16 protein-coding genes are annotated in these 24,088 nt (G+C 59.2%); 4 read left to right on the top strand and 12 right to left on the bottom strand.

Annotated elements, in window-relative coordinates:
• Positions 1-53 precede the first annotated feature (53 nt).
• Both xrtU and HFP54_RS12440 read right to left on the bottom strand, forming a co-directional pair.
• A complete protein-coding gene (gene xrtU, locus HFP54_RS12445; RefSeq protein ID WP_168565373.1) occupies positions 54-1,847 on the bottom strand; it encodes an exosortase U in 1,794 nt (597 codons plus the stop codon).
• A 654-nt stretch (positions 1,848-2,501) separates the two neighbouring features.
• Positions 2,502-5,078 carry a polysaccharide biosynthesis tyrosine autokinase gene (locus HFP54_RS12440; protein WP_168565372.1) on the bottom strand — a complete coding sequence of 859 codons (2,577 nt, stop codon included), beginning with the start codon at positions 5,076-5,078 and terminating at the stop codon, positions 2,502-2,504.
• A 717-nt stretch (positions 5,079-5,795) separates the two neighbouring features.
• On the opposite strand from HFP54_RS12440, the gene HFP54_RS12435 reads away from it, so the two are divergent.
• From HFP54_RS12435 to HFP54_RS12425, 3 genes are all read left to right on the top strand, one after another.
• The gene (locus tag HFP54_RS12435; protein WP_168565371.1) at positions 5,796-6,800 is read left to right on the top strand and encodes a YfgM family protein; all 1,005 of its coding nucleotides are present in this window, start codon (positions 5,796-5,798) and stop codon (positions 6,798-6,800) included.
• 47 nt (positions 6,801-6,847) lie between these two features.
• Positions 6,848-7,879: an RluA family pseudouridine synthase gene (locus HFP54_RS12430; protein WP_168565629.1), complete on the top strand. Its 1,032-nt coding sequence runs from the start codon at positions 6,848-6,850 to the stop codon at positions 7,877-7,879.
• A gap of 102 nt (positions 7,880-7,981) precedes the next feature.
• The gene (locus HFP54_RS12425; protein WP_168565628.1) at positions 7,982-9,115 is read left to right on the top strand and encodes a quinone-dependent dihydroorotate dehydrogenase; all 1,134 of its coding nucleotides are present in this window, start codon (positions 7,982-7,984) and stop codon (positions 9,113-9,115) included.
• Here HFP54_RS12425 and HFP54_RS12420 read toward each other — a convergent pair.
• From HFP54_RS12420 to HFP54_RS12410, 3 genes are all read right to left on the bottom strand, one after another.
• Positions 9,098-10,024 carry a PEP-CTERM sorting domain-containing protein gene (locus HFP54_RS12420; protein ID WP_206036179.1) on the bottom strand — a complete coding sequence of 309 codons (927 nt, stop codon included), beginning with the start codon at positions 10,022-10,024 and terminating at the stop codon, positions 9,098-9,100. The genes HFP54_RS12425 and HFP54_RS12420 overlap by 18 nt on opposite strands.
• A gap of 373 nt (positions 10,025-10,397) precedes the next feature.
• Positions 10,398-10,559, bottom strand: coding sequence for a hypothetical protein (locus HFP54_RS12415; RefSeq protein ID WP_165701207.1), 162 nt, complete (start codon positions 10,557-10,559; stop codon positions 10,398-10,400).
• Between the two features lie 316 nt (positions 10,560-10,875).
• Positions 10,876-12,054 (bottom strand): DUF1559 domain-containing protein, encoded by a 1,179-nt coding sequence (locus tag HFP54_RS12410; RefSeq protein WP_146413897.1) that lies wholly within the window; start codon positions 12,052-12,054, stop codon positions 10,876-10,878.
• A 197-nt stretch (positions 12,055-12,251) separates the two neighbouring features.
• On the opposite strand from HFP54_RS12410, the gene HFP54_RS12405 reads away from it, so the two are divergent.
• Positions 12,252-12,419, top strand: a complete 168-nt coding sequence (locus HFP54_RS12405; protein ID WP_168565369.1) for a hypothetical protein — start codon at positions 12,252-12,254, stop codon at positions 12,417-12,419.
• Here HFP54_RS12405 and HFP54_RS12400 read toward each other — a convergent pair.
• From HFP54_RS12400 to HFP54_RS12370, 7 genes are all read right to left on the bottom strand, one after another.
• Positions 12,416-13,630 (bottom strand): DUF1559 domain-containing protein, encoded by a 1,215-nt coding sequence (locus HFP54_RS12400; protein ID WP_146413898.1) that lies wholly within the window; start codon positions 13,628-13,630, stop codon positions 12,416-12,418. The genes HFP54_RS12405 and HFP54_RS12400 overlap by 4 nt on opposite strands.
• Before the next feature lie 287 nt (positions 13,631-13,917).
• Positions 13,918-15,114, bottom strand: a complete 1,197-nt coding sequence (locus HFP54_RS12395) for a DUF1559 domain-containing protein (RefSeq protein WP_145297308.1) — start codon at positions 15,112-15,114, stop codon at positions 13,918-13,920.
• Between the two features lie 536 nt (positions 15,115-15,650).
• Positions 15,651-16,859, bottom strand: a complete 1,209-nt coding sequence (locus tag HFP54_RS12390; protein ID WP_168565368.1) for a DUF1559 domain-containing protein — start codon at positions 16,857-16,859, stop codon at positions 15,651-15,653.
• Between the two features lie 530 nt (positions 16,860-17,389).
• The gene (locus tag HFP54_RS12385; protein ID WP_197137399.1) at positions 17,390-18,577 is read right to left on the bottom strand and encodes a DUF1559 domain-containing protein; all 1,188 of its coding nucleotides are present in this window, start codon (positions 18,575-18,577) and stop codon (positions 17,390-17,392) included.
• Between the two features lie 452 nt (positions 18,578-19,029).
• Positions 19,030-20,208, bottom strand: coding sequence for a DUF1559 domain-containing protein (locus tag HFP54_RS12380; protein ID WP_235951712.1), 1,179 nt, complete (start codon positions 20,206-20,208; stop codon positions 19,030-19,032).
• A gap of 656 nt (positions 20,209-20,864) precedes the next feature.
• Positions 20,865-22,031, bottom strand: coding sequence for a DUF1559 domain-containing protein (locus HFP54_RS12375; protein WP_168565366.1), 1,167 nt, complete (start codon positions 22,029-22,031; stop codon positions 20,865-20,867).
• 511 nt (positions 22,032-22,542) lie between these two features.
• Positions 22,543-23,721 (bottom strand): DUF1559 domain-containing protein, encoded by a 1,179-nt coding sequence (locus tag HFP54_RS12370; protein WP_168565365.1) that lies wholly within the window; start codon positions 23,719-23,721, stop codon positions 22,543-22,545.
• Positions 23,722-24,088: the final 367 nt, after the last annotated feature.

The following is a 24,088-nucleotide window of genomic DNA, read 5'->3' as shown; positions in this document are numbered from 1 at the left end:
GTTGATGATTGGATGTTTGGCGATGTCGTGAACAGCAAGTCAGGTGAAAGGATTCAGGCTTCTGGTTTGGCAACCGATGCCGAATCGGGATTCACGACATTCTTCGCAACAACGGCTCGCGCCTTGACGAACTCTTCTTGCAATTGGCGAATGACTTTGTTGTCCAGTTTCTTTGGCGTGGGCAGCCAGAACTGGAACATCATGATGTCGGTTTGGTCGATGATGCCGTTTCGATCCAAGCGACCAAACAACCGCGAACCGAACGCACCAAAGCTTCCCGGCGAAGATGGAATGGAGCCGTCATAGGAAACGGCGGAAAACATCAATAGACCTTCTTGGCCGCCGGGACGTTTGAACCGTGCGGTCACGAACGATTCATCATCGTTCAGATCCGGCATGACCTTGATATCGATGTCATCGACGACGTCGCGATTGACCAGTTCCCAATCCAGGTTCTGGTAGCAGACACACAATTCGTGCCATCCGCTGTAAGGCTGGCTCAGCACGACTTGGCCGACCAATTCGCCGACTTGGACTTGCCACAAATCCGCGTTCTCGCCCAGTCGCGGATTGTTACCGTCACGCGCGGTGGTGTGATCCGAAAACTGGAAAATCTCGAATCCATCGCCCCACATGTCAGGCGCTGGCGCGAACAGAGCGTCCGAGGAGTGGACGGTCTGGGTGGGAGCACGCGATTGCATGCGAACCAACTGGCCGATCGATGCCAACATCAGCAAACCGGCGACGCCGACAAACCCATAGCGGACCAGAGGATTCTCGATGGCCGATTGCATCCAACCGGGCAATTGTTGATTGCGATACCGGCGGCTTTCGCTTTCATCAAACGAACGGTAGCTGGATCGTTGGTCGGGCTGAGGTGCGTCGCTGACCAAGAAGTTCCAAAACCGTACGAGCGGGTTGTCCAGCATGCCGTCGGAAGTGAATTCGACCGGGTGCAACACCGTGATGATCAACTGATCAAAGGACAAGAGTAGTGCCGCAGCCAACGCCAACGTGGTGTAACCCAAGATGTCGTGTGAGATGCCGGATGAAAGGTCAGTACCGTTCCACACCGCAGCCAAAGCGACGGTCGTGACGCGAACAACGTTCCCGGCAACCGCCAACAAAATCGCGATGGCCAGATAGAACGGTGCCAACCACAACCGGCGTCGCAGGAACGCGACCAACAGTGATGCCAAAAAGGCCAGGGTGAAAACCGACTGGATACCGCTGCAGGCTTCGGCAACGAACAGTTCACGATCGGCCAGCTTGATGATGTTGCCTTCGATCGCGTGCGAGACGCCGAACACATCCAACATCACACTGGAAAGTTCGGTGGTCAAATTCTGTAAGTTTTGAATCAGCAGCGTGTCCAAGTTCAGCGGCAACTTCACCAGCATCAGCAATGGGAATCCCAATGCAAGAAGTGAAACGTCTTCGTCGCCGCGCAATGACGCGACGAACGCGATGCCGATCAAGACGAAAGCGAACCCGCCCAACCAAACCGCTTGGTTGACGATCGCCAACGCCAACGTGGCAATTCCCAGCGCAACCAACGACCACCCGAGCCATCCCGCCGGCGGATAATACTGGCGATCGCTTCGCGCGTAGATCAAAGCACCGACGGCCAAGAACACGAAGGGAAAGTACTGATAGTGCGGTGCCGCCCACATGTCGGCGAAGTAGGGAATCAACAGCGGCACACACGCGGCGAACAGACCTCCCCAGAACCACATCCACTTGGACGTGCGATCGAAGAAGGATCGCGACGGCTGGTCGCTTTCGGGTTGGTCGAACGTAACCGGTGCATCAACGGCAACCGGAGTTTCAGATTCGATCGTGGACATGCTATTTAGTGGGACGTTGGAAACGTGCTTTGTCGAAACATTGGGCGCCAAATCGCAGTCGGATCGGGCGCCTTGATGCGGTCTTTCCATCACGCCGAGCTGGACAGGCGTTGGAAAATCCGCACCGTGGTCCCCACACGACGACCGTGGCGGCCGCGTGGTAGGGGTGGATGGCAGCCGTGCCAGAACCGAATCCTGTCATCCTAACGCCCAGCGGCGGTCGGGTCGGCCAAGTTGTGGGAAGCAAGGCTGATGATCCGGCCGACCCTGAAAACCACCGTGGACGTCGAGGTCACGCGGATTCGGGATCCAAATTTTCCGCCGCCTCGTCCGTCGTTCCACCGGCGGACGTGACAATCGCGGTTGGTTTTAGCTAAGCCCAAAAAAGGTCACAGTGAATCCGATCAGCTGGCCATTTTTGAGACTTCTGTGCGATACTGCGACCGATCTCCATTGGAACAATGTTCACGTGTCGCAGCACCGGTTTGGCATTCTGAACTAGCAGTCCCCAGCATTGCAAGCTTCACACACGGCGACTTCACGCTCTTTTAGTTTTCAAGACCGTAGTCAACGAACCGGCCGCAAACCCATCGGGATCACGGCCGGTCGTGTTGCCTGATATTCCGTCAAACGGATCCGTCCCGTATCCGTACTCTAAGAATCAGCCTGTTGATCGCTCGACACGTTGGGGCGTGTGACAGGCGCGGCGGCGGCGGCGACGGCTTCGTTTCGAGTCGGCATCGCTTCGGACGGGCGGACGCGGTTTTGGGTGCTGCGTCCACTGACCACCATGCCACTTCGTTTCTTGCTGCCCTTGGGCACCACTTCCCCAGCGTTGCCGCCGCGTCGGTAGTACTTCTTGGCGTAGCGACTGTAGCGATAGTAGCCGTATCCGCGGTAGCCGTCACTGCTGGACGCTTCGTCGGAGTTGTTGATGACGGTACCGATCAAGTTGCCACCAACGCTGCTGAGAATGTTGACCGCTTCGCGAGCGTTCAACTTACTCTTGCGGCGAACCCGCAGTGTCAGCAAGACGCCGTCGACCATGCTGGCCAGGATGCTGGGGTCTGTCACGACCAGCAGTGGCGGTGTATCGACAAGCACGTAGTCATAGTGTTCGCGGAGTTCTTCCAACGTTTCGGCCATTTCTGGCAACGTCAACGCTTCGGCCGGGTTGGCCGGAATCGGTCCGCTGGGCATGACGTCCAAGTGTCCCAACGGAGTCGAGTGGCATGCCTCCTGCCACTCACATTCACCGTTCAGCACATTGGTCAGCCCAAGCTGATCTTGCATCACAAAGTTATCGGTCAACTGGGGACGCCGAAGGTCACAGTCGATCACCAAGACACTCTTGCCACTTTGGGCGATAGCACAAGCCAGGTTGCCCGCGATCGTACTTTTACCATCTCCGGGCAACGGACTGGTGACCTGCAAGATCTTGCCACCCTGGACACCCGCCAATTCGAAATAGGTTGCCGTTCGAAGCGACCGGACCGATTCGGCGGCGACGGACGACGGCGAATGCAGGACCGCCAAACAGGGATCCAATTCTTTGTAGGGGCTGTCTTTGTCTGCGTTTTGACCACTCCCACGCTTCGTCACTCGCTTTTTGAAGAACGGAACGTGCGTCAGAACGCTGGTGCCAAGGCTGGCGGCGATTTCGTCCGGGTCGCGGAAGGTGTTGGCGTTCTTTTCCAACAGGAATGCCATGCCGGCCCCCAACGCCAATCCCAGGAAGCCGCCGATGCCGACCAGTTTCCACAAGATCGGTGCGACCAAGTAAGCGCCCTTCGCGGCGATCAATTCAACGACACGCGTTTCGCTTTCAGTACTGGTCGACATGTCGACGCGAGCCATGCTTTCGCTGACTTGCGTGACCAATTCACGAGTCCCCTCGATCTTGTTTTGAAGTGCGATGTAGTCGACTTCTTTATCCGCTAGCAAACGACCCTTGGCGGCTTCGGATTCGATCTCTTTGGTCAGCAAATCCAAGCGTTGCTTCAACATGTCCACCTTGGTCTTCGCGGTGGCTTGAACCGCACTGATCGCTTGCAAGGCTTGCTTGGTCTTACGTTCTTCATCATCCATCAGCTGGCCGATACGACTGGAACGACTCTGCCCCAGGCGATCCAAAGCCTTTTCCAACGATGCGATTTTGTTGTCCAGCACTTTGACATGCGGGTGGCCCTTGCCGAGTTCCGCGGCCAGTGCATCGCGATCGGCTTTCAGCGGTGCCAGTTCTTCCTGGACTTCCATCGAAGCCAGTTCGCCGTCGTCGGCTCCCATCGCCAGACGGGCGGCGTCCACTTCCTCAGGCAAACTAAGCGGACGATCCAGCAGTTGCGACACGATCGTGAACGCCAACAACGGGTCTTCGGCACCGTCAACCGTTTGCTTGATCGATCGGTACGTCAGTTCGGCGTCGACATATTCCTGCACCAGCTTGCCACGATCCGCCATCAATTCCTGGACGCGGACACGGTGAGGGTTAATCGCGTTGCCCTGTTCGTCGAAGAAGAGATCCGATTCCTTGCGGAACTGGGCGTAAATGGATTCGTACTTGTCCAGTTGCGGTTGGACCTTGTCCGTCGCCTCGGTGATGAAACGTTTCAGCTCATCACGGCTGTTACTGTACTTCTTGTTGTAATACTGCTGCAGCGACTGGCTGAATGCCGTCACCGCTGCGGTCGACAAATCAGGATTGGGGCTGTCGAAGTGCAAAAGTGCGACGACGGATTGAGCCGTCTTCACATCGGAAACCTCGGGCTCTAATTCCAGCACCTCGTCTTTCTTCACCATTTCGACGAAGCGTGCCCAAGGGCCGTCGCCCTCGTCCAGCGTTTCGTGGTATTGGATCATCTCGGGGTTTTCAAAAGCCCCCCGAATCACCTCATCGCTGAACAATTGCGCTTGGACGATTTCGATGCTCGGCACGCCGCCGACCATTTCGCCGGTCATCGTGTCCATCACCGCGGGGCGATTGGACTCGATCATGATTTGGGTCGTTGCCCGGAATGTTTCGTTGGTCCTCAGGAACAACAAGAATCCCGCCACCATGCCCAGCATGGTCGGCAGAGCCACCGCCCAGCGGTAACGCCACATGGCCGCACCGATGTTGGGCATTTCATTTTTGCCGCCGTCGGCTCCATCGCGATCCATCATCGCGATCGGCGCCTGCATCATCGCAGGCGAATTGGAATACGGGCGATTCGAAAGTTCGTTCGTGCTCATGCGAATTTCGTTGAAGTAGTACAAGATCCCGCCGCAGCTGGGGGTTCGCTCGCTTGGGGGGGAGAGGACACTGAACTGGCGATTCATATTACAGAGGGGTGGCAAACCAGACCAGCAAATGTGGCCACTTCCTCGAGGTTTCCCGACCGGCAGCGCGCCACAATGCACGCATCCCTCACAGTCGCCCCGTCCCACCTTGGACGCTCCGAAACGGACGACCGGCAATGCCCATCAGCCGATTTCGGATTTCTGAAATCCCAGCCCCGGTCTGACGCGATTTCGTCGTGTCCGAGCCGCAAGTCGGAGGCTGTTTCCCCGCGTTTGGCGACGCAATTTGACCGCCACGGCCGGAAAAAAATCAGCCCCGTCGCGTCAATTCACAAAACTCTCATCAAACGCCCACGAACTCATCCGACTTTGCGGGTCGTGCAAAGAGTGCCGATTCGATTCGGCTGGCTCACAAAGTTTGACGTCCAGGCGGACGCTTGGTCAAACGAAATGTTCACTCGACGGTCAATGCGGGTCGCCTCTGTCCTGGATCCGCCCGTGACCACCGTAACCGGCACACACTGGCCGCATGTATTGACGTTAAGTCCAAGTGATTTCTATACTTCGCCGCTTCGCCCGGTACCGCCGAAGGAGCGCCTTGCGGGGCCCAAAATCGTCGATGCCGCTGGCGCGATCCCTTCGCCGCCGACAGCCCCCAAAAAGCCCCCAATGAATAGCGAACGCCGGCACGAGCTGCAGGAAAACGAACTCGCCAACTCACTCGCTCGCTTCAGCAAACAGATCGAGCCCTATTCGAAGTGGCTGTTGGCCGGCGTGATCGCTGTCATCGCCCTGGTTTTCGGCCTGAGCTTCTACTCCACCACGCGGACCGAAACCCGCAGCGATGCGACGCTGCAATTGCTGCAGGCCGGCGGATCCGGGGACCCCGAAGTCTTCGCCCGCGTCGCCGAAAAATACCCCGACACCGCCGCGGCACACTGGGCGCGACTTTACACCGCCGACCAGCTGATGGCCGACGGCATGGCCCAGTTGTTCGAAGACCGCGAAGAAGCCCTGAACCTGCTGGGCGACGCCGCCGAATCCTACGGACAAGCTTTAAAAGCCCCCGCGGAAAACACGATCACGTCCCGGACGTTACGTTCGCGAGCCCACTATGGGCTGGCCCGGATCGCCGAAGCACAGGGGAACGTCGACGAAGCCATCGCGGAATACAAATCCGTGATGGAAGCCGACGAATCGGAAGCCATGACCGAATTGGCGTCCGACCGAATTGAAGCCCTTGAAAGCCCGGCGACCCAAGACTTCTTGACCTGGTTCGGCGAACAAGACTTCGCCCCGGCCGAGCCTTCGCTGCCGCCCGCATTGCCGGACGCCTCGGAATTGCCCGAGTCGCCCGACATGGAACTGCCCGATCTTGGCTTGGGACTGGAAACTGAAGAACCGACCACGGATCCGGCCGACGAAACCACCGAGGAAATGGCCGACACTAAACCGGCCGACACCGAACCGGCCGAACAAGCGGACACTGTCGCAGAAGACACAGCAGGTGACGCGGCCGAAGCAGAAGCCACTGATGCGGAGGTCACTGACGCCGAGCCCGCTGAAGCAGAAGCCACCGAGGCAGAAGCCACGGATCCAGAAGCCACCGAGGCAGATGCACCCGAAGCCGACGTTGATGCCGAAACCGATGCCCAGGAATCGGAAACGCCTTGACGTCCGACGCTGAACCTTCCCCGCCCGCCACATCGGCCGGACCGGGAATCCGTGAACTGGTGGTCCCGGAATCCGCGGGCGGCCAGCGGATTGACTTGTTCTTGACCAGCATCTGCGACGGATACAGCCGGTCTCAAATCCGCGCGGCAGTCCAGGACCACGGCTGCGAAGTCGACGGTCGGATCATCCGCCCCAGCTACAAGGTCAAAGCGGGCCAACGAATCCGCTTTCAAGTTCCGGATGAGTTCAGCGACGAAACGATCCCGGAAAAGATCTCGCTGGACATCTTGTATGAAGATGACGGCTTGGTCGTCGTCAACAAGCCAGCCGGGATGGTCGTTCATCCGGCACGCGGCAATTGGACCGGAACACTGACCAGTGCTCTGGCATACCGATTCCAATCGCTATCCGACGTCGGCGGCCCGACACGACCGGGAATTGTTCACCGGCTGGATCGCGACACGTCCGGTGTGATCGTCGTCGCCAAGACCAATGCGGTTCATCTGCACTTGGCGGATCAGTGGCAATCACGCGACGTCAAAAAGGAATATGTGGCGATCACCACCGCGCCGATCGATCGTGACCGCGACTGGATCGATGCGGCGATCGGCCGGCACCCCTATCAGCGTGACAAACAGGCGATCCGCGAAGGCCACGAATCCAGCAAGAACGCGTCGACGTTTTACGAAGTGATCTCGCGTCATGGTCGGTACTGCGTCGTCCGCTTGTTTCCCAAGACCGGACGCACCCACCAGATCCGAGTCCACCTGGCCCACATCGGCAGCCCTATCCTGTGCGACAAGCTTTACGCCGGGCACAGTGAAATCCGAGCCGAGTCGCTTCGTCGCGGCATGGACCAGGCCGGCGGGCCGACCGCCGAGTTGGCCGACGCCCCCGACGCCAAGGTTTACCTTTCGCGGCAAGCCCTGCATGCACACCGGCTGACCTTCACCAACCCACAATCGGGACAAGCGATGACGTTCCACGCTCCGTTGCCGGATGATATGAAGCAGATCGTCCGCTTGATCGGCGGTGATGTGGAAAAGGTGCACCAGCCATCGGCCACCGAAATCCCTTGACGGTGCAGCGAAACGGTCTGGATCCGCATCCGAACCGGCACAGGCGACTCGCTAGCCGGCGTCGAATTCCCTTCCGATTATGAATGAACATCGGTGCCCGCGATGACTTTCTATGGCAACGTCGTTCGGCCGATCTTGTTTACCGCCGACGCAGAATGGGTTCATCATCAAACGGTCACTTGGGCTCGGCGAGCCTCAGCTCGACCATGGCTGCGGCGATGGCTACGCAAACGTCTGACGTTTGATTCGCCACGACTTGTGACAACCTTTGCCGACCAACCACTGGCCAACCCGATCGGTCTGGCCGCCGGCTGGGATAAGAGCGGTGAAGCCGTCGAATGCTTTGACGCGTTGGGGTTCGGCTTCGGCGAAATTGGTTCCATCAGCGCTCGCGTTTCTCTCGGCAACCCAAAGCCGCGGCTTTTCCGATTGCCTCAGGATCGATCCATCGTCGTCAACTATGGCTTGCCCAACGACGGTTGCCAGGTCGTGGCCGAACGACTGGCGAAACAGCTTCCGGGATGCCCGTTGGGAATCAACGTGGTGCCCACCAACGACGGCGTCGATGTCCCGGCAATGAGCTTGGACGATGCAATCGAAGACTTTGTATTGTCCACGCAAACCTTGCAGCCGCACGCCAGTTACATCACGTTGAACCTGAGCTGCCCAAACGTGGGTTGCGGCGAAGATCATTGGGCGTCAGCCGAGAATATTGGTTTGTTACTACAGCGTCTGGCCGAGATTCCGATGAAGCGGCCTGTCGTTTTGAAAATGCGTCCGACCGACGAATTGGCAAGGATTGATGGCTTGCTGCAACAGTGCGACCGACATCCGTTCGTGCGTGGATTCATGGCCAACCTTCCGTCGGGAAAACCAGATTCACTGCAAATTCGTCGCGACAACGATCCCGATCGTTTGGCTTCGATGCCCGGTGCGGTCGCCGGTCCAGCGCAATCCGAAACCATGTCGCGTTGGCTGTCACATGTCCATTCACGGATGCCCGACGGTCGTTATCAACTGATCGGAGGCGGAGGCGTTTTTACGGGAGACGATGCCTATCAACGCATCCGCATGGGCGCAAGCGTGGTGCAGATCTATACCGCCATGATTTACGAGGGTCCCGGCGTCGTAGCCCGCATCAACCGGCGATTGGATGAACTGTTGCGGCGCGACGGATTCGCCAACGTCAGCGAAGCGGTGGGGACCGCGAATGCGGCATCAACATTGCGACGATGACTTTCGCTTTCGACGACGCACGATCAACGCGGTCACACCGGTCAGCAACGCCAAACTGGATGGTTCGGGAACCGCGGCCGCTTGGATGTACTGGTTGATAAACGCCGACTGGTTGGCGATGTAGTTGATCCCGCTGCCGGTGATCGGGTCTTCGGCGAATGGATCGTCCGCGTTGTACCGGAACGCGTTGGTGCCGACCAAAACCAATTGGCCCGAATCGTCGACGAACGTCGGTCCGCCGGAATCACCGCCTTGAAAAAACGATTCATAGGTCACGAAGTTTGTGTCGCCGGGATCGTCACGCTGCATCAACAGGCTGTCGTTGTCTGCGTTTCCCAGGAAATCGACATTCTCCACATAGCCCGTGATCCGGTTTTGGCCCACGGCTTGATCGCGGGTCGCAGGATTGACTGCCTGAGATAGGCCAAAGGTGAAAGCCGTCACGCCTTGGTAAGTTCCCGCACTGACCAGCGCCTCGGACGGTCCAGAAAGCATCTCCGTCGCGAATGCATAATTGGTGATCGCGTCGGGCAGGTTTGATTCCAACGTCCCGATCCACAAATCGGTCTCCGTGATTTTTTCCCCATCGGCGATGCCGATCGTTACCGGCACGTCCCCCGGATCATTTGCCGGATAAAACGTCACCGTTCCGGTGGGTGCCAGGTGTGCCGCGCTAATCACCACGTTGCGACCGATGGCCGTCGCCCAGTGGCCGCTGGCATCTTGGCCGATTCCGGACAAATCAAAACCGGACAACAGAAACGAGCCTGAATTGGTGAAGCGATCGTTCGTCGCGTCGGTGTACCCCGAAATGACGATTGCCGCCCGAGCCGAACCGGATCCTGGGCCAACCGTCGCAAAGCAACTCGCCAACAAGCAGCAAACCAAAGCCCGGGAACCCATCACCATCACTACACCACCGAGAAGCCATCAAGAATAGACAAAGCGTTTAGTCGCTCTTTTCTGGTAACCCGACGCGTCAGCGAGGGAAAATCGATATTGACTCGTCCCTCGCTGACGCGTCGGGTTACCAAAAACCGGTGCCTCAGTCATCAGCGCAACCTCACGACTAACGCATCCGCTTCGCACGTCCACTAGGAAGCCTGCGAAACTCTACCGACGCAGCAAAGCGTTGAGAGTTCCCACAGTATTCGCGAATCACGTGGGTGTAAAAAAAAATGCCGGCGGATCATCGATCCGACCGGCATCATGGGCTGTGTGTGCTTCAGGTCCGGCCGGGTGATCGACCGGACACTTTGGCACACAAACGGAGCGATCAAGCTCAGTTTTCTTCTTCAGCGTACTGTTCGTACTCGGCTTCGTACTCAGCTTCCATCGCAGCTTCAGCAGCTTCGTCGGTTTGCTCGACAACGCCTTCTTGCGAATCACAGCCAGCGATCGCGAAGCAGAACAAAGCCGCCATCATGAGGTTCAACCACTTCATCGTAAGTTCCTTGCAATTCAAACTAATTAGGGGTGGAGACAAGACGGGGACTGCGAAGGCAGCCATCTTGATGACGGAACGTTCCGCCCGAATTCCACTGCGAATTGTAGCAAGGACCACCCGTTTGTTGCACAGCCCCGGTGAAAGATTTGCATACACGGGGTGGTTGAATTGTCGCGTCTGACGCTTGGGAAGGTCGCGTCTGACGCTCGGGAAGACTGGGCAAAGCTGACAAAAAACGCCGCGAGTCGGGCATCGACTCGCGGCGTCTGCGAATGGCTGGTCGTCGGCCGCCCGGATCCAGGCGGCGAGACGATTACAGATCGTCCACGCTGACTTGTTCGCGACCATTGATCGTTCCCAAGCCACCCCAGATGCCATACGGGCTGGGGCTGCCGGCGGGCGAACCGTTCCATTGCGGGCGGCCAACCGCGGCAACGGTCGAGTCGCCGGAATCGATCGCTTCGCTGACGAAGTGGACCGAACCGTCCCCCATCACGACGTGACAGCCGCCGGGGTGGTAACTGCCGGCACTCCAGATCCCGTCATCGGCGTCGTTGCCGCCGCGTGCACAGGAAGGACTGTTGGGCGGCAAGATCGTGGTGACGGCACTCATGTTTCCGCCACCGTCGGCCCACTTGTTACCACGGCCGGCTTGGCCCCACTTGCCCAAGTTTCCGCTGTAGCCGAACAGCATCACGCCGGGAGCGTAGAACTTCGGACGCAGCGGGTCGCGGGTGTCCAAGCACTCTTGCGGGTTCAGGTTGATGTCACCACCGATGTCATAGGCACCACCGCCACCGACGCCGCGGTCGCCCAGGCTGTTGGTCAGTTCGGCAATCGCGATCGTGTTGGCCGTCCCGTCGACGACGTCACGGAATCGCGTCTTGTTGGCGGGCGTGAACATCCCACGCTTGACTTCCTTGGGCATGTTGGCCCAGCCCTGTGCACGCACGGTGTCACCGATACAGGCACCGTAATTGGTCGTGCCGAAGGTCACCGGCGGACCGGCATCGCTGGGGCAATTGAACGCCGAAATCAGCGTTCGCCACGGCGTGTATTGGTTGCGATACGGGGTCGGGCCCATCGCGGGATAAGCACCGTTGGGTGCCGCATTGCCGTTGAATTGCGTTGACACCGGATTGCTGATCGTGTCCCACAAAGGTTGCTGCTCGATGAACGGCAACAAACCGACCAACATGCTCAGCCGGCGATAGTTGTGCGTGTCGGTGCTGTAAGCACTCATTTCACCCCAGCTGGCCAGGTAGCCCTTCTTGCCGGTGGTGCCGGCGCGGTGAGCGGGGAATTGCTTGAACGCGCTGTGATAGTTGTGCAGCGCCAGCCCGATTTGCTTGGCGTTGTTGCTGCACGACATACGGCGGGCGGCTTCACGAGCCGACTGAACCGCGGGAAGAAGAAGGCCGACAAGGACACCAATGATCGCGATCACGACCAACAGTTCGACCAACGTGAAGCCTGATTTTTTGCTTCGCATGATGGTTCACACTCCGAGAGAAAAGAACGAGTCGCAAAGAGCCCGCCATCTTGTCCTACAATAGCCAGATAAACTGTTGGCACTTCGCATGTCCGGCAAAGTGTATTCGTCTACCACTGCGAATGAAATACGCGAATCCATCACCCCTTAAATCGACCACCACTGCACACAGGAACACATTGCACTTCGTTGACCGCATGAAAACCCACGTTTACTGCACACCTGGCCAGATCGCATGGCAGCGGATTGCAGTGGCGAATCAACGCAGCATTGCGGCCATGACGACGAAACGCCGCAGTCCGATGGGATCGGACCGCGGCGTCGTTGCGAATCTGGCTGTCGGACGATTGATCCGAGCCGATTAAATGTCGTCGATGCTGACTTGTTCTCGACCGTTGGTCGTGCCCAAACCACCCCAGACACCGTACGGGCTGGGAATGCCGGCGGCCGATCCGCCTTGGCTGGGCCGCGTGACGGTGGGAACGGTATTGTCACCGGCATCCACCGCTTCGCTGATGAAGTGCACCGATCCGTCGGCCATCACGACATGACAACCGCCGGGGTGATAGCTGCCGGCGCTCCAGATTCCGGGCCCGCTGTCGCCACCGTCGGCCGAGCAACTGGGGCTGTTGGGCGGCAAAATCGTGTTGAAGCAGGACAAGTTGCCGCCGCCATCGGCCCATCGATTGCCCCGTCCGGCGCCTTCCCATTTGCCCAGCGGCGCGGCGTACCCCAGCAACATCGCACCGTCGCGATAGAACTTCGGACGCAGCGGATCAATGTTGGCCGCACACATGTCGGGTTCCAACCGGACGTTGAATCCGTCGTCGTAGGAACCGCCACCGCTGACGCCACGGTCGCCCAGGCTGTTGGTGATTTCGCCGATCGCAATCGTGTTAGCCGTGCCGTCGACGACATCACGAAAACGACGGTGCATTGCGACCATGAACAACCCACGGATGACTTCTTTGGCCGGGGCACGGGATCCAATCTGGTCCACCACGTCGCCGACACATCCGGCGTAATTGATGGTCCCCGTTGTCACCGGCGGACCGCTGTCGCTGGGGCACTGCAGCGACGAAACAACCGTCCGCCACGGCGTGTATTGGCCGGTCCACGGCACCGGTCCCATCGCGGGATAAGCACCGTTGGGGGCCGCGTTGCCGTTGTACTGAACGGCCACAGGATTGCTGATCGTGTCCCACAGCGGCTGTTGCTCCAGAAACGGCATCAACCCCACGAACATGCTCAGCCGGCACTTGTTGCTGGCGTTGTTATCCGCATCGATCACGCCGTTGTAGCCCTTCGACCCGGTCGTGCCGGCACGTTGGGCGGGGAATTGCTTGAACGCACTGTGGTAATTGTGCAGCGCCAAGCCGATTTGCTTGGCGTTGTTGCTGCACGACATGCGGCGGGCGGCTTCGCGAGCCGACTGGACCGCGGGAAGCAGAAGTCCGACAAGAACGCCGATGATCGCAATGACCACCAACAACTCGACAAGCGTGAATGCCGAACGGACTTGTGGTGTACGCCGCGGGGATGGACAACCATCCGAAGAGGAATCGAAAGTTTTCACGGTCTGGGTCTTTCAGGGAACGGGACGAAAACGAAAAGCGGGCCAATTCGGCGACTCATTGCGACGCTCACGCAGCCGGCCGATTGGGCCACTGCATTCTCAAACCCCAACCAATCGCATTGGTTTCAATTTTCGCATATGTATTTTCGTTTTTATCCCTAAAACAGTCCCCCACCGATCAACCAGTGAACAAACCCCCAACCTGACGCCTTGCATACGCAAAACGCCGCGGACCGATCACCCGATCCGCGGCGTTACCGAATTCGATTGACTGAAAGCCCGCGACCTTAAATGTCGTCGACGCTAACTTGTTCGCGACCGTTGGTCGTTCCCAAGCCCCCCCACACGCCGTAGGGGCTGGCGATACCGGCCGGCGAACCCGCCGGGTTGTTGTTATTGCCGTTGAACACGGTCGGCACCGTCGGGTCACCCGCATCGATCGCTTCGCTGACGAAGTGAACCGAACCGTCACCCATCACGACGTGAATGCCGCCGGGGTGATAACTGCCGGCGCTCCATACCCCGTCGCCCGCGTCACCGGCGACCTGGGCACACGACGGACTGTTGGGCGCCAGGATCGTGGCCATCGTTGTGAAGTTGCTGCCGCCGTCCATCCAACGGTTCCCGCGTCCCGCGTTGCCGCCTTTGCCAAGGTTGCCGCTGTAGCCCAGCAACAACACGCCGGGCGCAAAGAACTTGGGCCGCAGCGGATCCTTGGTATCCAAGCACTCTTGCGGATTCAAATACACACTGCCGCCAATGTCGTATGCGCCACCGCTGGTGATGCCACGGTCGCCAAGGCTGTTGGTGATTTCACCGATCGCGATCGTGTTGGCCGTCCCGTCGACGACGTCACGGAAACGTCGAATCTGACTGGACAAGAACATGCCGCGTTTGACTTCCTTGGGCGGGTTCGCCCAACCGATGCCGAACGCGACGTCGCCGATACATGCGGCATAGTTGGTCGTGCCGAACGTCACCGGGGGACCCGCGTCGCTGGGGCACTGAAAAGCGGGAACAATCGTCCGGTGCGGCGTGTATTGCCCTTTCCACGGCACCGGCCCCATTGCCGGGTAGGCGCCGTTGGGCGCCGGATTTCCGTTGAACTGGACCGCAACCGGATTGCTGATCGTGTCCCAAAGAGGCTGCTGTTCGATGAACGGCAACAGGCCGACCAGCATGCTGAGCCGGCGGAAATTGTGAGTGTTACGGCTGCCGTCGTCGGCATTGACCATATCGTTCCAATTGGCGTTATAGCCCTTCTTTCCCGTCGTGCCGGCACGGTGGACGGGGAATTGCTTGAACGCACTGTGGTAATTGTGCAGTGCCAAGCCGATTTGTTTGGCGTTGTTGCTGCACGACATGCGGCGGGCGGCTTCGCGTGCCGATTGAACGGCGGGCAAAAGCAGACCCACCAAGACGCCGATGATCGCGATCACGACCAACAGCTCCACCAAGGTAAATCCGTGGTGCCTTCGTTGCATAAGGATGTCTCCGCGTGATAAGGAAAAGTCGCTGGAAGCCGAACACGCCACCGGCGGCTACCCGCCCGCCAACGCTGCCTCGGCTCCGAATGATGCAAACCGTGCCCGACTTGATCGCAAAGCTCATCGATCACGACGCCATGAATCGGGGATTCCGTCGGCCAGGGATCCGGTCCACGTTTTGGCCCGCACGGTGCTCCCGACCCGGCGTTTGAAACGACATCAGCGAACTAGTCGAAAAGACCCCACCAGGGGGCGGCACTTTGACTCAACCTAACACACGGGACGCTCACAAGTCGCACTCAAAGAGACTTAAACGCACCATTTTTTGCCAAGAAAGCGCAAAAACACACCGCAGATGAGCCGAATCGACGAGGGGGGGCGCGTCGGTCAAGACAGCCACGATGACCGCGATAGGCAGTGATATTCCAGTATCCGACGACGAAAAAACGCCGCAAACCGATCATTCGGTCCGCGGCGTTTGGCGGTGGATACCAGCCCGCACTCAAGACGGACAGCCGTGTGAAGTTGACGCGTTACAGGTCGTCAATGCTGACTTGTTCGCGACCGTTGGTGGTCCCCAAACCGCCCCAGACGCCGTAGGGACTGGCGGCCCCGGCCGGTGAACCGTTCCATCCCGGTTGGCCGACCGCGCTGAACGTCGCGTCCCCGGCATCCACCGCTTCGCTAATGAAGTGGACCGAACCGTCCCCCATCACCACGTGACATCCGCCGGGGTGATAACTGCCGGCGCTCCAGATCCCGTCGGCATTGTCCTGGTTGTTGTAGGAACACGACGGACTGTTGGGCGGCAGGATGGTGTTCATCGACGTTTGGTTGGTCGCACCATCCATGTACTTGCCCCCGCGGCCTTCGGCACCCCATTTCCCAAGATTGCCCGTGTAGCCGAACAGCAATACGCCGGGCTTGAAAAACTTCGGACGCAGCGGATCAACTTGGTCGGCACAATTCTGGGGCGTGATGTTGATGTCACCAAACGCCGGTCCACTGTCCTCATAGGCGCCACCGCCGCTGATGCCACGGTCGCCCAGGCTGTTGGTGATTTCGCCGACCGCGATCGTGTTCGCCGTGCCGTCAACGATGTCACGGAAACGACGCGCCGAAGCGGACATGAAAATCCCACGCTGGATCGACGACGGCGGGATTCGCGAACCAAGACCTCGAACGACATCGCCGACACAGGCGGCATAGTTCGTCGTGCCGTAAGTCACCGGCGGCCCCGAATCACTGGGACACTGGAACGTTCCCACCAGGGTCCGCCATGGCGTGTACTGGTTCTTCCAAGGCGTCGGCCCCATCGCGGGATAAGCACCGCCGGGCGCGGCATTGCCGTTGTACTGGGTGGACAACGGGTTGCTGATCGTGTCCCACAAAGGCTGCTGTTCGATAAACGGCAACAATCCGATCAGCATGCTGAGCCGACGAAAGTTGTGGAAGTTGCGTCCGCCGCCGGCCCCGTCATCGGCCGACGTCATTTGATTCCACGTGGCGTCGTATCCTTTGACGCCGGTCGTGCCGGCTCGGTGAGCGGGGAACTGTTTGAACGCGCTGTGATAGTTGTGCAGTGCCAAGCCGACTTGCTTGGCATTGTTGCTGCATGCCATCCGTCGCGCCGCTTCGCGCGCCGATTGAACGGCGGGCAAAAGCAGACCGACCAACACGCCAATGATCGCGATCACGACCAACAGCTCCACCAGGGTGAATCCATGGCGTTTTTGTTGCATCCGAAGAACTCCAGAAGAATAAGGAACGAGTCTGGGAGCCCCGCGTCTTCGGCCCGATCGGACCGACGCCCTACCGCGACACTCCTGTCTGCTCACCCGCTGCGACCAAGCGAAGCCGGCTGGATGACCGGCCGCTGCTCGTCGTGGTGATGTCGCGGACGTCATGCGGTCGATGATGCGTTTGATCGAATCGAGGCGGTGGCCAGGCCGATTCGGTGTCTCAAAACACTCTCAGTTAACCGTCAACTTGCGGCATCGCCCTACCCACCAGAGGGTGGCAGACCGACGCATGTTAGCGGACTTGGGCGCATGATGCTTCCATTTTTCGCCACTTGTGCACAAATTTTTCACATTGGCAGCAGTTCCTAACCCATCACGCCGCCACTGACGGAGCTGCTTCCGAGCTTTGTTTGGCCGACATTTTGTTCGACACCGTTTGGATTTCGGCACTGTCGTCGGCCCAAAAAGAAACCGCGGACCGATCACTCGGCCCGCGGTTTCGCATGTCTATCCGTGCCAACGTTTGACGATTAGATGTCGTCGATGCTGGCTTGTTCGCGACCGTTGACGGTTCCCAATGCACCCCAGACACCGTACGGGCTGGCGATACCGGCTGGCGAACCGCCGTGGTTCGGCGAGGTGACCGTGGGAATGGTCGGGTCACCCGCGTCGATCGCTTCACTGACAAAGTGGACCGAACCGTCACCCATCACGACGTGAACGCCGCCCGGGTGATAGCTGCCGGCGGACCAGATTCCGTCGCCGGCGTCGTTACCGTCACGTGAACAGGACGGGCTGTTGGGGGCCAAGATGGTGGCCATGCTACAGGTGTTCCCGCCGCCGTCCATCCACTTGTTTCCGCGGCCCGCATCGCCCCACTTGCCGAGGTTGCCGCTGTAACCAAACAGCATGACGCCGGGTGCGAAGAACTTCGGACGCAGCGGATCGATCGTGTCCAAGCATTCTTGCGGGCTCAAGCTGACGTCGCCGCCGATGTCATAAGCACCGCCACCGCTGACGCCTCGGTCACCCAGGCTGTTGGTGATTTCGCCGACCGCGATCGTGTTGGCGGTCCCGTCGACGAAGTCGCGGAAACGACGAACGGTCGCCGACAAGAAAGCACCACGCTTGATTTCCTTGGGCGGATTGGCCCAGCCCAAGCCACGCGCGACGTCACCCAAGCATGCACCATAGTTGGTCGTGCCGTAGGTCACCGGCGGTCCCGAATCGCTGGGACAATTGAACGCCGCGATCATCGTACGCCACGGCGTGTACTGGTTTTTCCAAGGCGTCGGGCCCATCGCGGGATACGCACCGTTAGGCGCCGCATTGCCGTTGAACTGGACGCTGACCGGGTTGCTGATCTGGTCCCACAACGGCTGTTGTTCGACAAATGGCAACAGGCCGACCAGGAAACTCAGACGGTTGAAGTTGTGCATGTTCCGGTTGCCGTCGTCGGCGGCCACCATGTCGTTCCAGCTAACGTTGTAGCCTTTGCGACCGGTCGTGCCGGCACGGTGTGTGGGGAACTGCTTGAAAGCACTGTGGTAGTTGTGCAGGGCCAAACCAATTTGCTTGGCGTTGTTGCTGCACGACATGCGGCGGGCGGCTTCACGAGCCGACTGAACCGCGGGAAGAAGAAGTCCGACAAGGACGCCGATGATCGCGATCACGACCAGCAGCTCCACGAGCGTAAAGCCCGCACGTTTTTGACGCATAGAAACTCTCCGAAATGACATCAACAAGAACTCGAGCCGGCGACAAAGAAAAAGCCGGCAAGAAATCCACGAATCCGGTGGGTCACCGAAATCCGTGAAGCAAAGGGACGCACAAAAACAAGGCACTCACGCTCAGAAGGAGCCACCCCTGTCGCCTTGCAATGCGACACTACACCGCATTATACGCATAAAGGAGCCATCTGAACCCAAAAAACGCCTTGAAGGTGAACAAGAGATCCACTGCCGAAGTAGACTGGCCCCACCCACAAGAAGGTGCCTGTAGCCGCCAATGAGAACGCTCACACTGAGCATTCGTTGCGAAAAATGCGGCAAAAACAGAAGAAGGCCGCGGGTCGATGTCTCAACCCGCGGCCTCCAATTTTTTTTGATTTTCTTGTCAGATTGTTGTCGCCGCCGCCGCAAATCGGGCTCGCTTGGCGAACTTTCGAAGGTTAAATGTCGTCAATGCTGACTTGCTCTCGACCATTGATCGTGCCCAGTCCGCCCCAGATGCCGTAGGGGCTCGGGCTGCCGGCGACCGAACCGCCCCAGCTGGGTTGTCCGACGGCCGGGATCGACGGATCACCCGCGTCAATCGCTTCGCTGACAAAGTGGACCGAACCGTCCGCCATCACTACGTGGCAGCCGCCGGGGTGGTAACTGCCGGCGCTCCAGATGCCGTCATCGGCGTCATTGCTGCGGTGCGCACACGAGGGGCTGTTGGGAGGCAGAATCGTAGTCACCGAACAGGTGTTGCCACCGCCATCGGCCCACTTGTTGCCTCGTCCGGCATCGCCCCATTTGCCCAAGTTGCCGCTGTAGCCGAATAGCAGCACGCCGGGTGCGTAGAACTTCGGCCGTTGCGGGTCGCGAGTGTCCAAGCACTCTTGCGGGTTCAGGTTGATGTCGCCACCGATGTCGTAGGCACCACCGCCGCCAACGCCGCGGTCGCCCAGGCTGTTGGTCAATTCGGCGATCGCGATCGTGTTGGCCGTTCCGTCGACGACGTCGCGGAAACGGGTCACCGTCGCGCCGGTGAACACGCCACGCTTGACTTCCTTGGGCGGGTTGGCCCATGCCTGTGCCAGAACGGTGTCACCGATGCAGGCACCGTAGTTGGTCGTGCCGTAGGTGACCGGAGGTCCCGAGTCGCTGGGGCAATTGAACGCCGAAATCAGCGTCCGCCACGGCGTGTATTGGGACCGATACGGGGTCGGTCCCATCGCGGGATAGGCACCGTTGGGCGCTACATTGCCGTTGAATTGGACGGTGACGGGATTGCTGATGGTGTCCCACAAAGGCTGCTGTTCGATGAACGGCAACAATCCGACCAGCATGCTCAGCCGGCGATAGTTGTGCGTGTCAGTGCTGTACGCACTCATTTCCGTCCAATTGGCCAGGTAGCCTTTCTTACCCGTGGTTCCCGCGCGGTGAGCGGGGAATTGCTTGAAAGCACTGTGATAGTTGTGCAGGGCCAGGCCGATTTGCTTGGCATTGTTGCTGCACGACATACGGCGAGCGGCTTCACGCGCCGACTGAACCGCGGGAAGAAGCAGACCGACCAGGACACCGATGATGGCGATCACGACCAAGAGTTCGACGAGCGTGAAGCCCGCACGTTGTTGACGCATTGATTTGCGCTCCATGAAAAATAACAAAGAGACAGTTGGCTTGTTCGTCGCGAAGGTGCCGGCCGAGAAAACTATCCCCGCGTACACCCTTCGACACTGCCGAAAGCTCATTTTCCGCAACCAAGGACTGCGAACACGCCCTATTGAGCACTCAGCGTTTCAATCATAGCCAAAGCGGACAATCTTCCGTACAGTCTCTTCTGTCGCAGGGGGCTCAAAATTCGTTGACTGAACCGGCCAGCGGGTCAAGCCCAACAGGCCCCGTTTACTGTCAACAGTCATTCGATAGCAGGATTTGCCGTGTTTTTTGCTATCACGCGGCCGTGAGGGGGGGGATTCAATGGCTTGTCCGAAGCTCGAAAGAAAAATTTTGACAAAATTTCAAAATTCTTTGCCGAATCGGACATCGGACGAGGGCCGGTGAGACGACCTTGCGGCCACGTAGCGGCGGAACTCCCCGGCCAAGCATCCGACGTGCTTGGAGATCAGGTCGGAACGATCGCCCGCCCCGATCGTCGCCAAAGAATGGCCTGGCTTGACAGAATGGCCTGGTTTGTTGGTGCTGCTTTCGCAAAGCGACCTTGCGCATAAAAAACGCCGCGGACCGATCACTCGATCCGCGGCGTTACAGAATTTAAATCGACAGTCGTCGCGGCTTAAATGTCGTCGATGCTGACTTGTTCGCGACCGTTGGTCGTTCCCAAGCCACCCCAAACGCCATAGGGGCTGGCGATACCGGCCGGTGAACCGTTTTGGTTCGGACGGGTGACGGTTGGGACCGTGTCGTCGCCGCCGTCGATCGCTTCGCTGACGAAGTGCACGGAACCATCGCCCATCACCACGTGGCAGCCGCCTGGGTGATAGCTGCCGGCGGACCAAATCCCGGCCCCCGCGTCGCCACCATCGGCGGAGCAACTGGGGCTGTTGGGCGGCAAGATCGTATTGAAACTCGACAGGTTCCCGCCGCCGTCGGCCCAGCGATTTCCACGGCCGGCACCAGCCCACTTGCCCAACGGCGCGTTGTAGCCCAGCAGCTGTGCATCGGGATGATAGAACTTCGGACGCAACGGATCGATCAGACCGGCACAATTGTTCGGCTCGAGCCGCACGTTGAATCCGACGTCATAGGCACCACCGCCGCTGACACCGCGATCGCCCAGGCTGTTGGTGATTTCACCCAGCGCAATCGTGTTGGCGGTACCGTCGACGACGTCACGGAATCGACGATGCTTCGCGACCATGAACAAACCACGGATCGTTTCTTTGGCCGGGTTTCGCGATCCCAACTGGTCGACCACGTCACCGACGCAAGCCGCATAGTTGATCGTGCCCGTCGTCACCGGCGGACCACTATCGCTGGGGCACTGCAGCGACGAAACGACCGTCCGCCACGGCGTGTACTGGCCGGTCCACGGCACCGGCCCCATCGCCGGGTATGCACCGTTGGGGGCCGCGTTGCCGTTGTACTGAACGGCCACAGGATTGCTGATTTGATCCCAAAGCGGCTGCTGTTCAATGAACGGCAACAGCCCGACGAACATGCTCAGCCGGCATTTGTTGCTGGCGTTGTTGTCCGCATTGATCGCGCCGGTGTAGCCCTTCGACCCGGTCGTGCCGGCGCGTTGGGCGGGGAATTGTTTGAATGCACTGTGGTAATTGTGCAGTGCCAAACCCATTTGTTTGGCGTTGTTGCTGCACGACATGCGGCGGGCCGCTTCACGTGCCGACTGCACTGCCGGCAAAAGCAATCCCACCAAGACGCCGATGATCGCGATGACGACCAACAGCTCCACGAGCGTGAAGCCCGAACGTTGACTACGCATAAACTGCGCTCCAGAAAAAAGCAAATGAAGAGTGCTTCGTCGACAAGAACGACGAGCGTGTCCGCGAGAGCATGCGTACAGACCTGAGAGCCTCAAAGGATCAGAATCTGCCCCAAACACGCCCTCAGTGCACTTTTCTAGCAAACACTTGCTCGTTTCCAAGCGCAAGGTGCCAGAATGAAGACAGGACACCACCCGTTCAGATGACCGGCCACACCCGAAAGGAGCGGATTAATTGTCAACACGCAACCAGATCACGCCAGAACCATGGTTGGTGCGGCAAAAATGCCTGAAAATCATTCAAATTTCCATGTCGACACTGCTCGCTTGAACACGACCAAGCTTTTCTTCGCTTTTTTTGAATTTTTGTTTCGATTCGGACAACCGACGCGGCCTCCGAGCCTGGGACAGACTAACCGCGCATGAAAAATGCCGGCGATCGCGTGAATGCGACCACCGGCGTTTTCGTCTTTTCCGTCGTCAGGGTCAGCCCAGGCCGACCCGGTGTCGATTACAGGTCGTCGATGCTGACTTGCTCGCGACCGTTTCGCGTGCCAAGACCACCCCAGACGCCGTAGGGGCTGGGGCTACCGGCCGGCGAACCGTTCCATCCGGGCGGGCCAACCGTGGCGACGGTCGAGTCACCGGCGTCGATCGCTTCGCTGACGAAGTGGACCGAACCGTCTCCCATCACGACATGGCATCCACCGGGGTGATAACTGCCGGCGGTCCAGATCCCGTCACCGGCATCGTTTCCGTCACGTGAACAGGACGGGCTGTTGGGCGGCAGGATGGTGTTGACGCTACAGGTGTTACCGCCGCCGTCCATCCATTTGTTACCGCGGCCGGCATCGCCCCACTTGCCAAGGCTTCCGCTGTAGCCGAACAGCATGACGCCGGGTGCGAAGAACTTGGGACGCAGCGGATCGATTTGGTCCGCACACTCTTGCGGATTCAGACGCACGTCGCCACCGATGTCATAGGCACCGCCGCCGCTGACGCCGCGGTCGCCCAGGCTGTTGGTGATCTCGGCAACGGCAATCGTGTTGGCCGTTCCGTCAACCACGTCACGGAATCGGGTGACGGTTGCACTAAGGAACATGCCTCGCTTGACTTCCTTGGGCGGGTTCGCCCAGCCCAAGCCGCCGGCGACGTCACCCAAACACGCACCATAGTTGGTCGTGCCGTAGGTCACTGCGGGGCCCGAATCGCTGGGGCAATTGAACGACGAAATCAACGTACGCCACGGTGTGTACTGGCCACGCCAAGGGGTCGGCCCCATCGCGGGATACGCCCCGTTGGGGGCGGCGTTTCCGTTGAACTGCACGCTAACGGGGTTGCTGATCGTGTCCCACAACGGCTGTTGTTCGATGAAAGGCAGCAGCCCCACCAGCATGCTCAGCCGGCGATAGTTGTGCTGATCGGTCGAATAAGCACTCAGCTCGGCCCAGTTGGCGTTATAGCCCTTCTTGCCGGTGGTGCCGGCGCGGTGAACCGGGAACTGCTTGAACGCACTGTGGTAGTTGTGCAACGCCAAGCCAATTTGCTTGGCGTTGTTGCTGCACGACATGCGGCGGGCGGCTTCGCGAGCCGACTGAACCGCGGGAAGAAGTAGGCCGACAAGGACGCCGATGATCGCGATCACGACCAGCAGCTCCACGAGCGTAAAGCCCGCACGTTTTTGACGCATAGAAGTTCACTCCGGAGTGGGAAACAAACGGTCCGACGGGAAAAATGAAACGGACCCTGAGAAAGACAGTGAAAACCGGCCTCGACAGGTGGTCGCCAAAGCTGACAAATGCCCGGCGTCGGCTTCACACTGTTGACTTTCTATCTACCCAATGCGTGAAAGGAAGCCTTAGGCCACCAGAACGATCCCGAGACGGGCGTTCACGACGCCCCTGTGACACACTGTCGCGTGACGAACGGACGCTAACTTTGCATCCCCCCCCGAATTCTCAGTGGAAGGCAGACATTGCATAAACGCTCATTTTAATCACAAACAGCAACGCAAAAGATCACGCATGTCACCCACCAAACGGATTGCAAGATTCTTC

It is taken from the genome of Crateriforma spongiae (assembly GCF_012290005.1).
Classification (GTDB): Bacteria; Planctomycetota; Planctomycetia; order Pirellulales; family Pirellulaceae; genus Crateriforma; species Crateriforma spongiae.
This window is presented reverse-complemented; position numbering and strand designations above follow the sequence as displayed.

Bases quoted from the DNA above. Each gene is read 5' to 3' on its own strand.
- xrtU (WP_168565373.1), bottom strand. From the start codon at position 1,847: ATGTCCACGATCGAATCTGAAACTCCGGTTGCCGTTGATGCACCGGTT.
- HFP54_RS12440 (WP_168565372.1), bottom strand. From the start codon at position 5,078: ATGAGCACGAACGAACTTTCGAATCGCCCGTATTCCAATTCGCCTGCG.
- HFP54_RS12435 (WP_168565371.1), top strand. From the start codon at position 5,796: ATGAATAGCGAACGCCGGCACGAGCTGCAGGAAAACGAACTCGCCAAC.
- HFP54_RS12425 (WP_168565628.1), top strand. From the start codon at position 7,982: ATGACTTTCTATGGCAACGTCGTTCGGCCGATCTTGTTTACCGCCGAC.
- HFP54_RS12420 (WP_206036179.1), bottom strand. From the start codon at position 10,024: ATGGTGATGGGTTCCCGGGCTTTGGTTTGCTGCTTGTTGGCGAGTTGC.
- HFP54_RS12415 (WP_165701207.1), bottom strand. From the start codon at position 10,559: ATGAAGTGGTTGAACCTCATGATGGCGGCTTTGTTCTGCTTCGCGATC.
- HFP54_RS12410 (WP_146413897.1), bottom strand. From the start codon at position 12,054: ATGCGAAGCAAAAAATCAGGCTTCACGTTGGTCGAACTGTTGGTCGTG.
- HFP54_RS12405 (WP_168565369.1), top strand. From the start codon at position 12,252: ATGAAAACCCACGTTTACTGCACACCTGGCCAGATCGCATGGCAGCGG.
- HFP54_RS12395 (WP_145297308.1), bottom strand. From the start codon at position 15,114: ATGCAACGAAGGCACCACGGATTTACCTTGGTGGAGCTGTTGGTCGTG.
- HFP54_RS12390 (WP_168565368.1), bottom strand. From the start codon at position 16,859: ATGCAACAAAAACGCCATGGATTCACCCTGGTGGAGCTGTTGGTCGTG.
- HFP54_RS12385 (WP_197137399.1), bottom strand. From the start codon at position 18,577: ATGCGTCAAAAACGTGCGGGCTTTACGCTCGTGGAGCTGCTGGTCGTG.
- HFP54_RS12380 (WP_235951712.1), bottom strand. From the start codon at position 20,208: ATGCGTCAACAACGTGCGGGCTTCACGCTCGTCGAACTCTTGGTCGTG.
- HFP54_RS12375 (WP_168565366.1), bottom strand. From the start codon at position 22,031: ATGCGTAGTCAACGTTCGGGCTTCACGCTCGTGGAGCTGTTGGTCGTC.
- HFP54_RS12370 (WP_168565365.1), bottom strand. From the start codon at position 23,721: ATGCGTCAAAAACGTGCGGGCTTTACGCTCGTGGAGCTGCTGGTCGTG.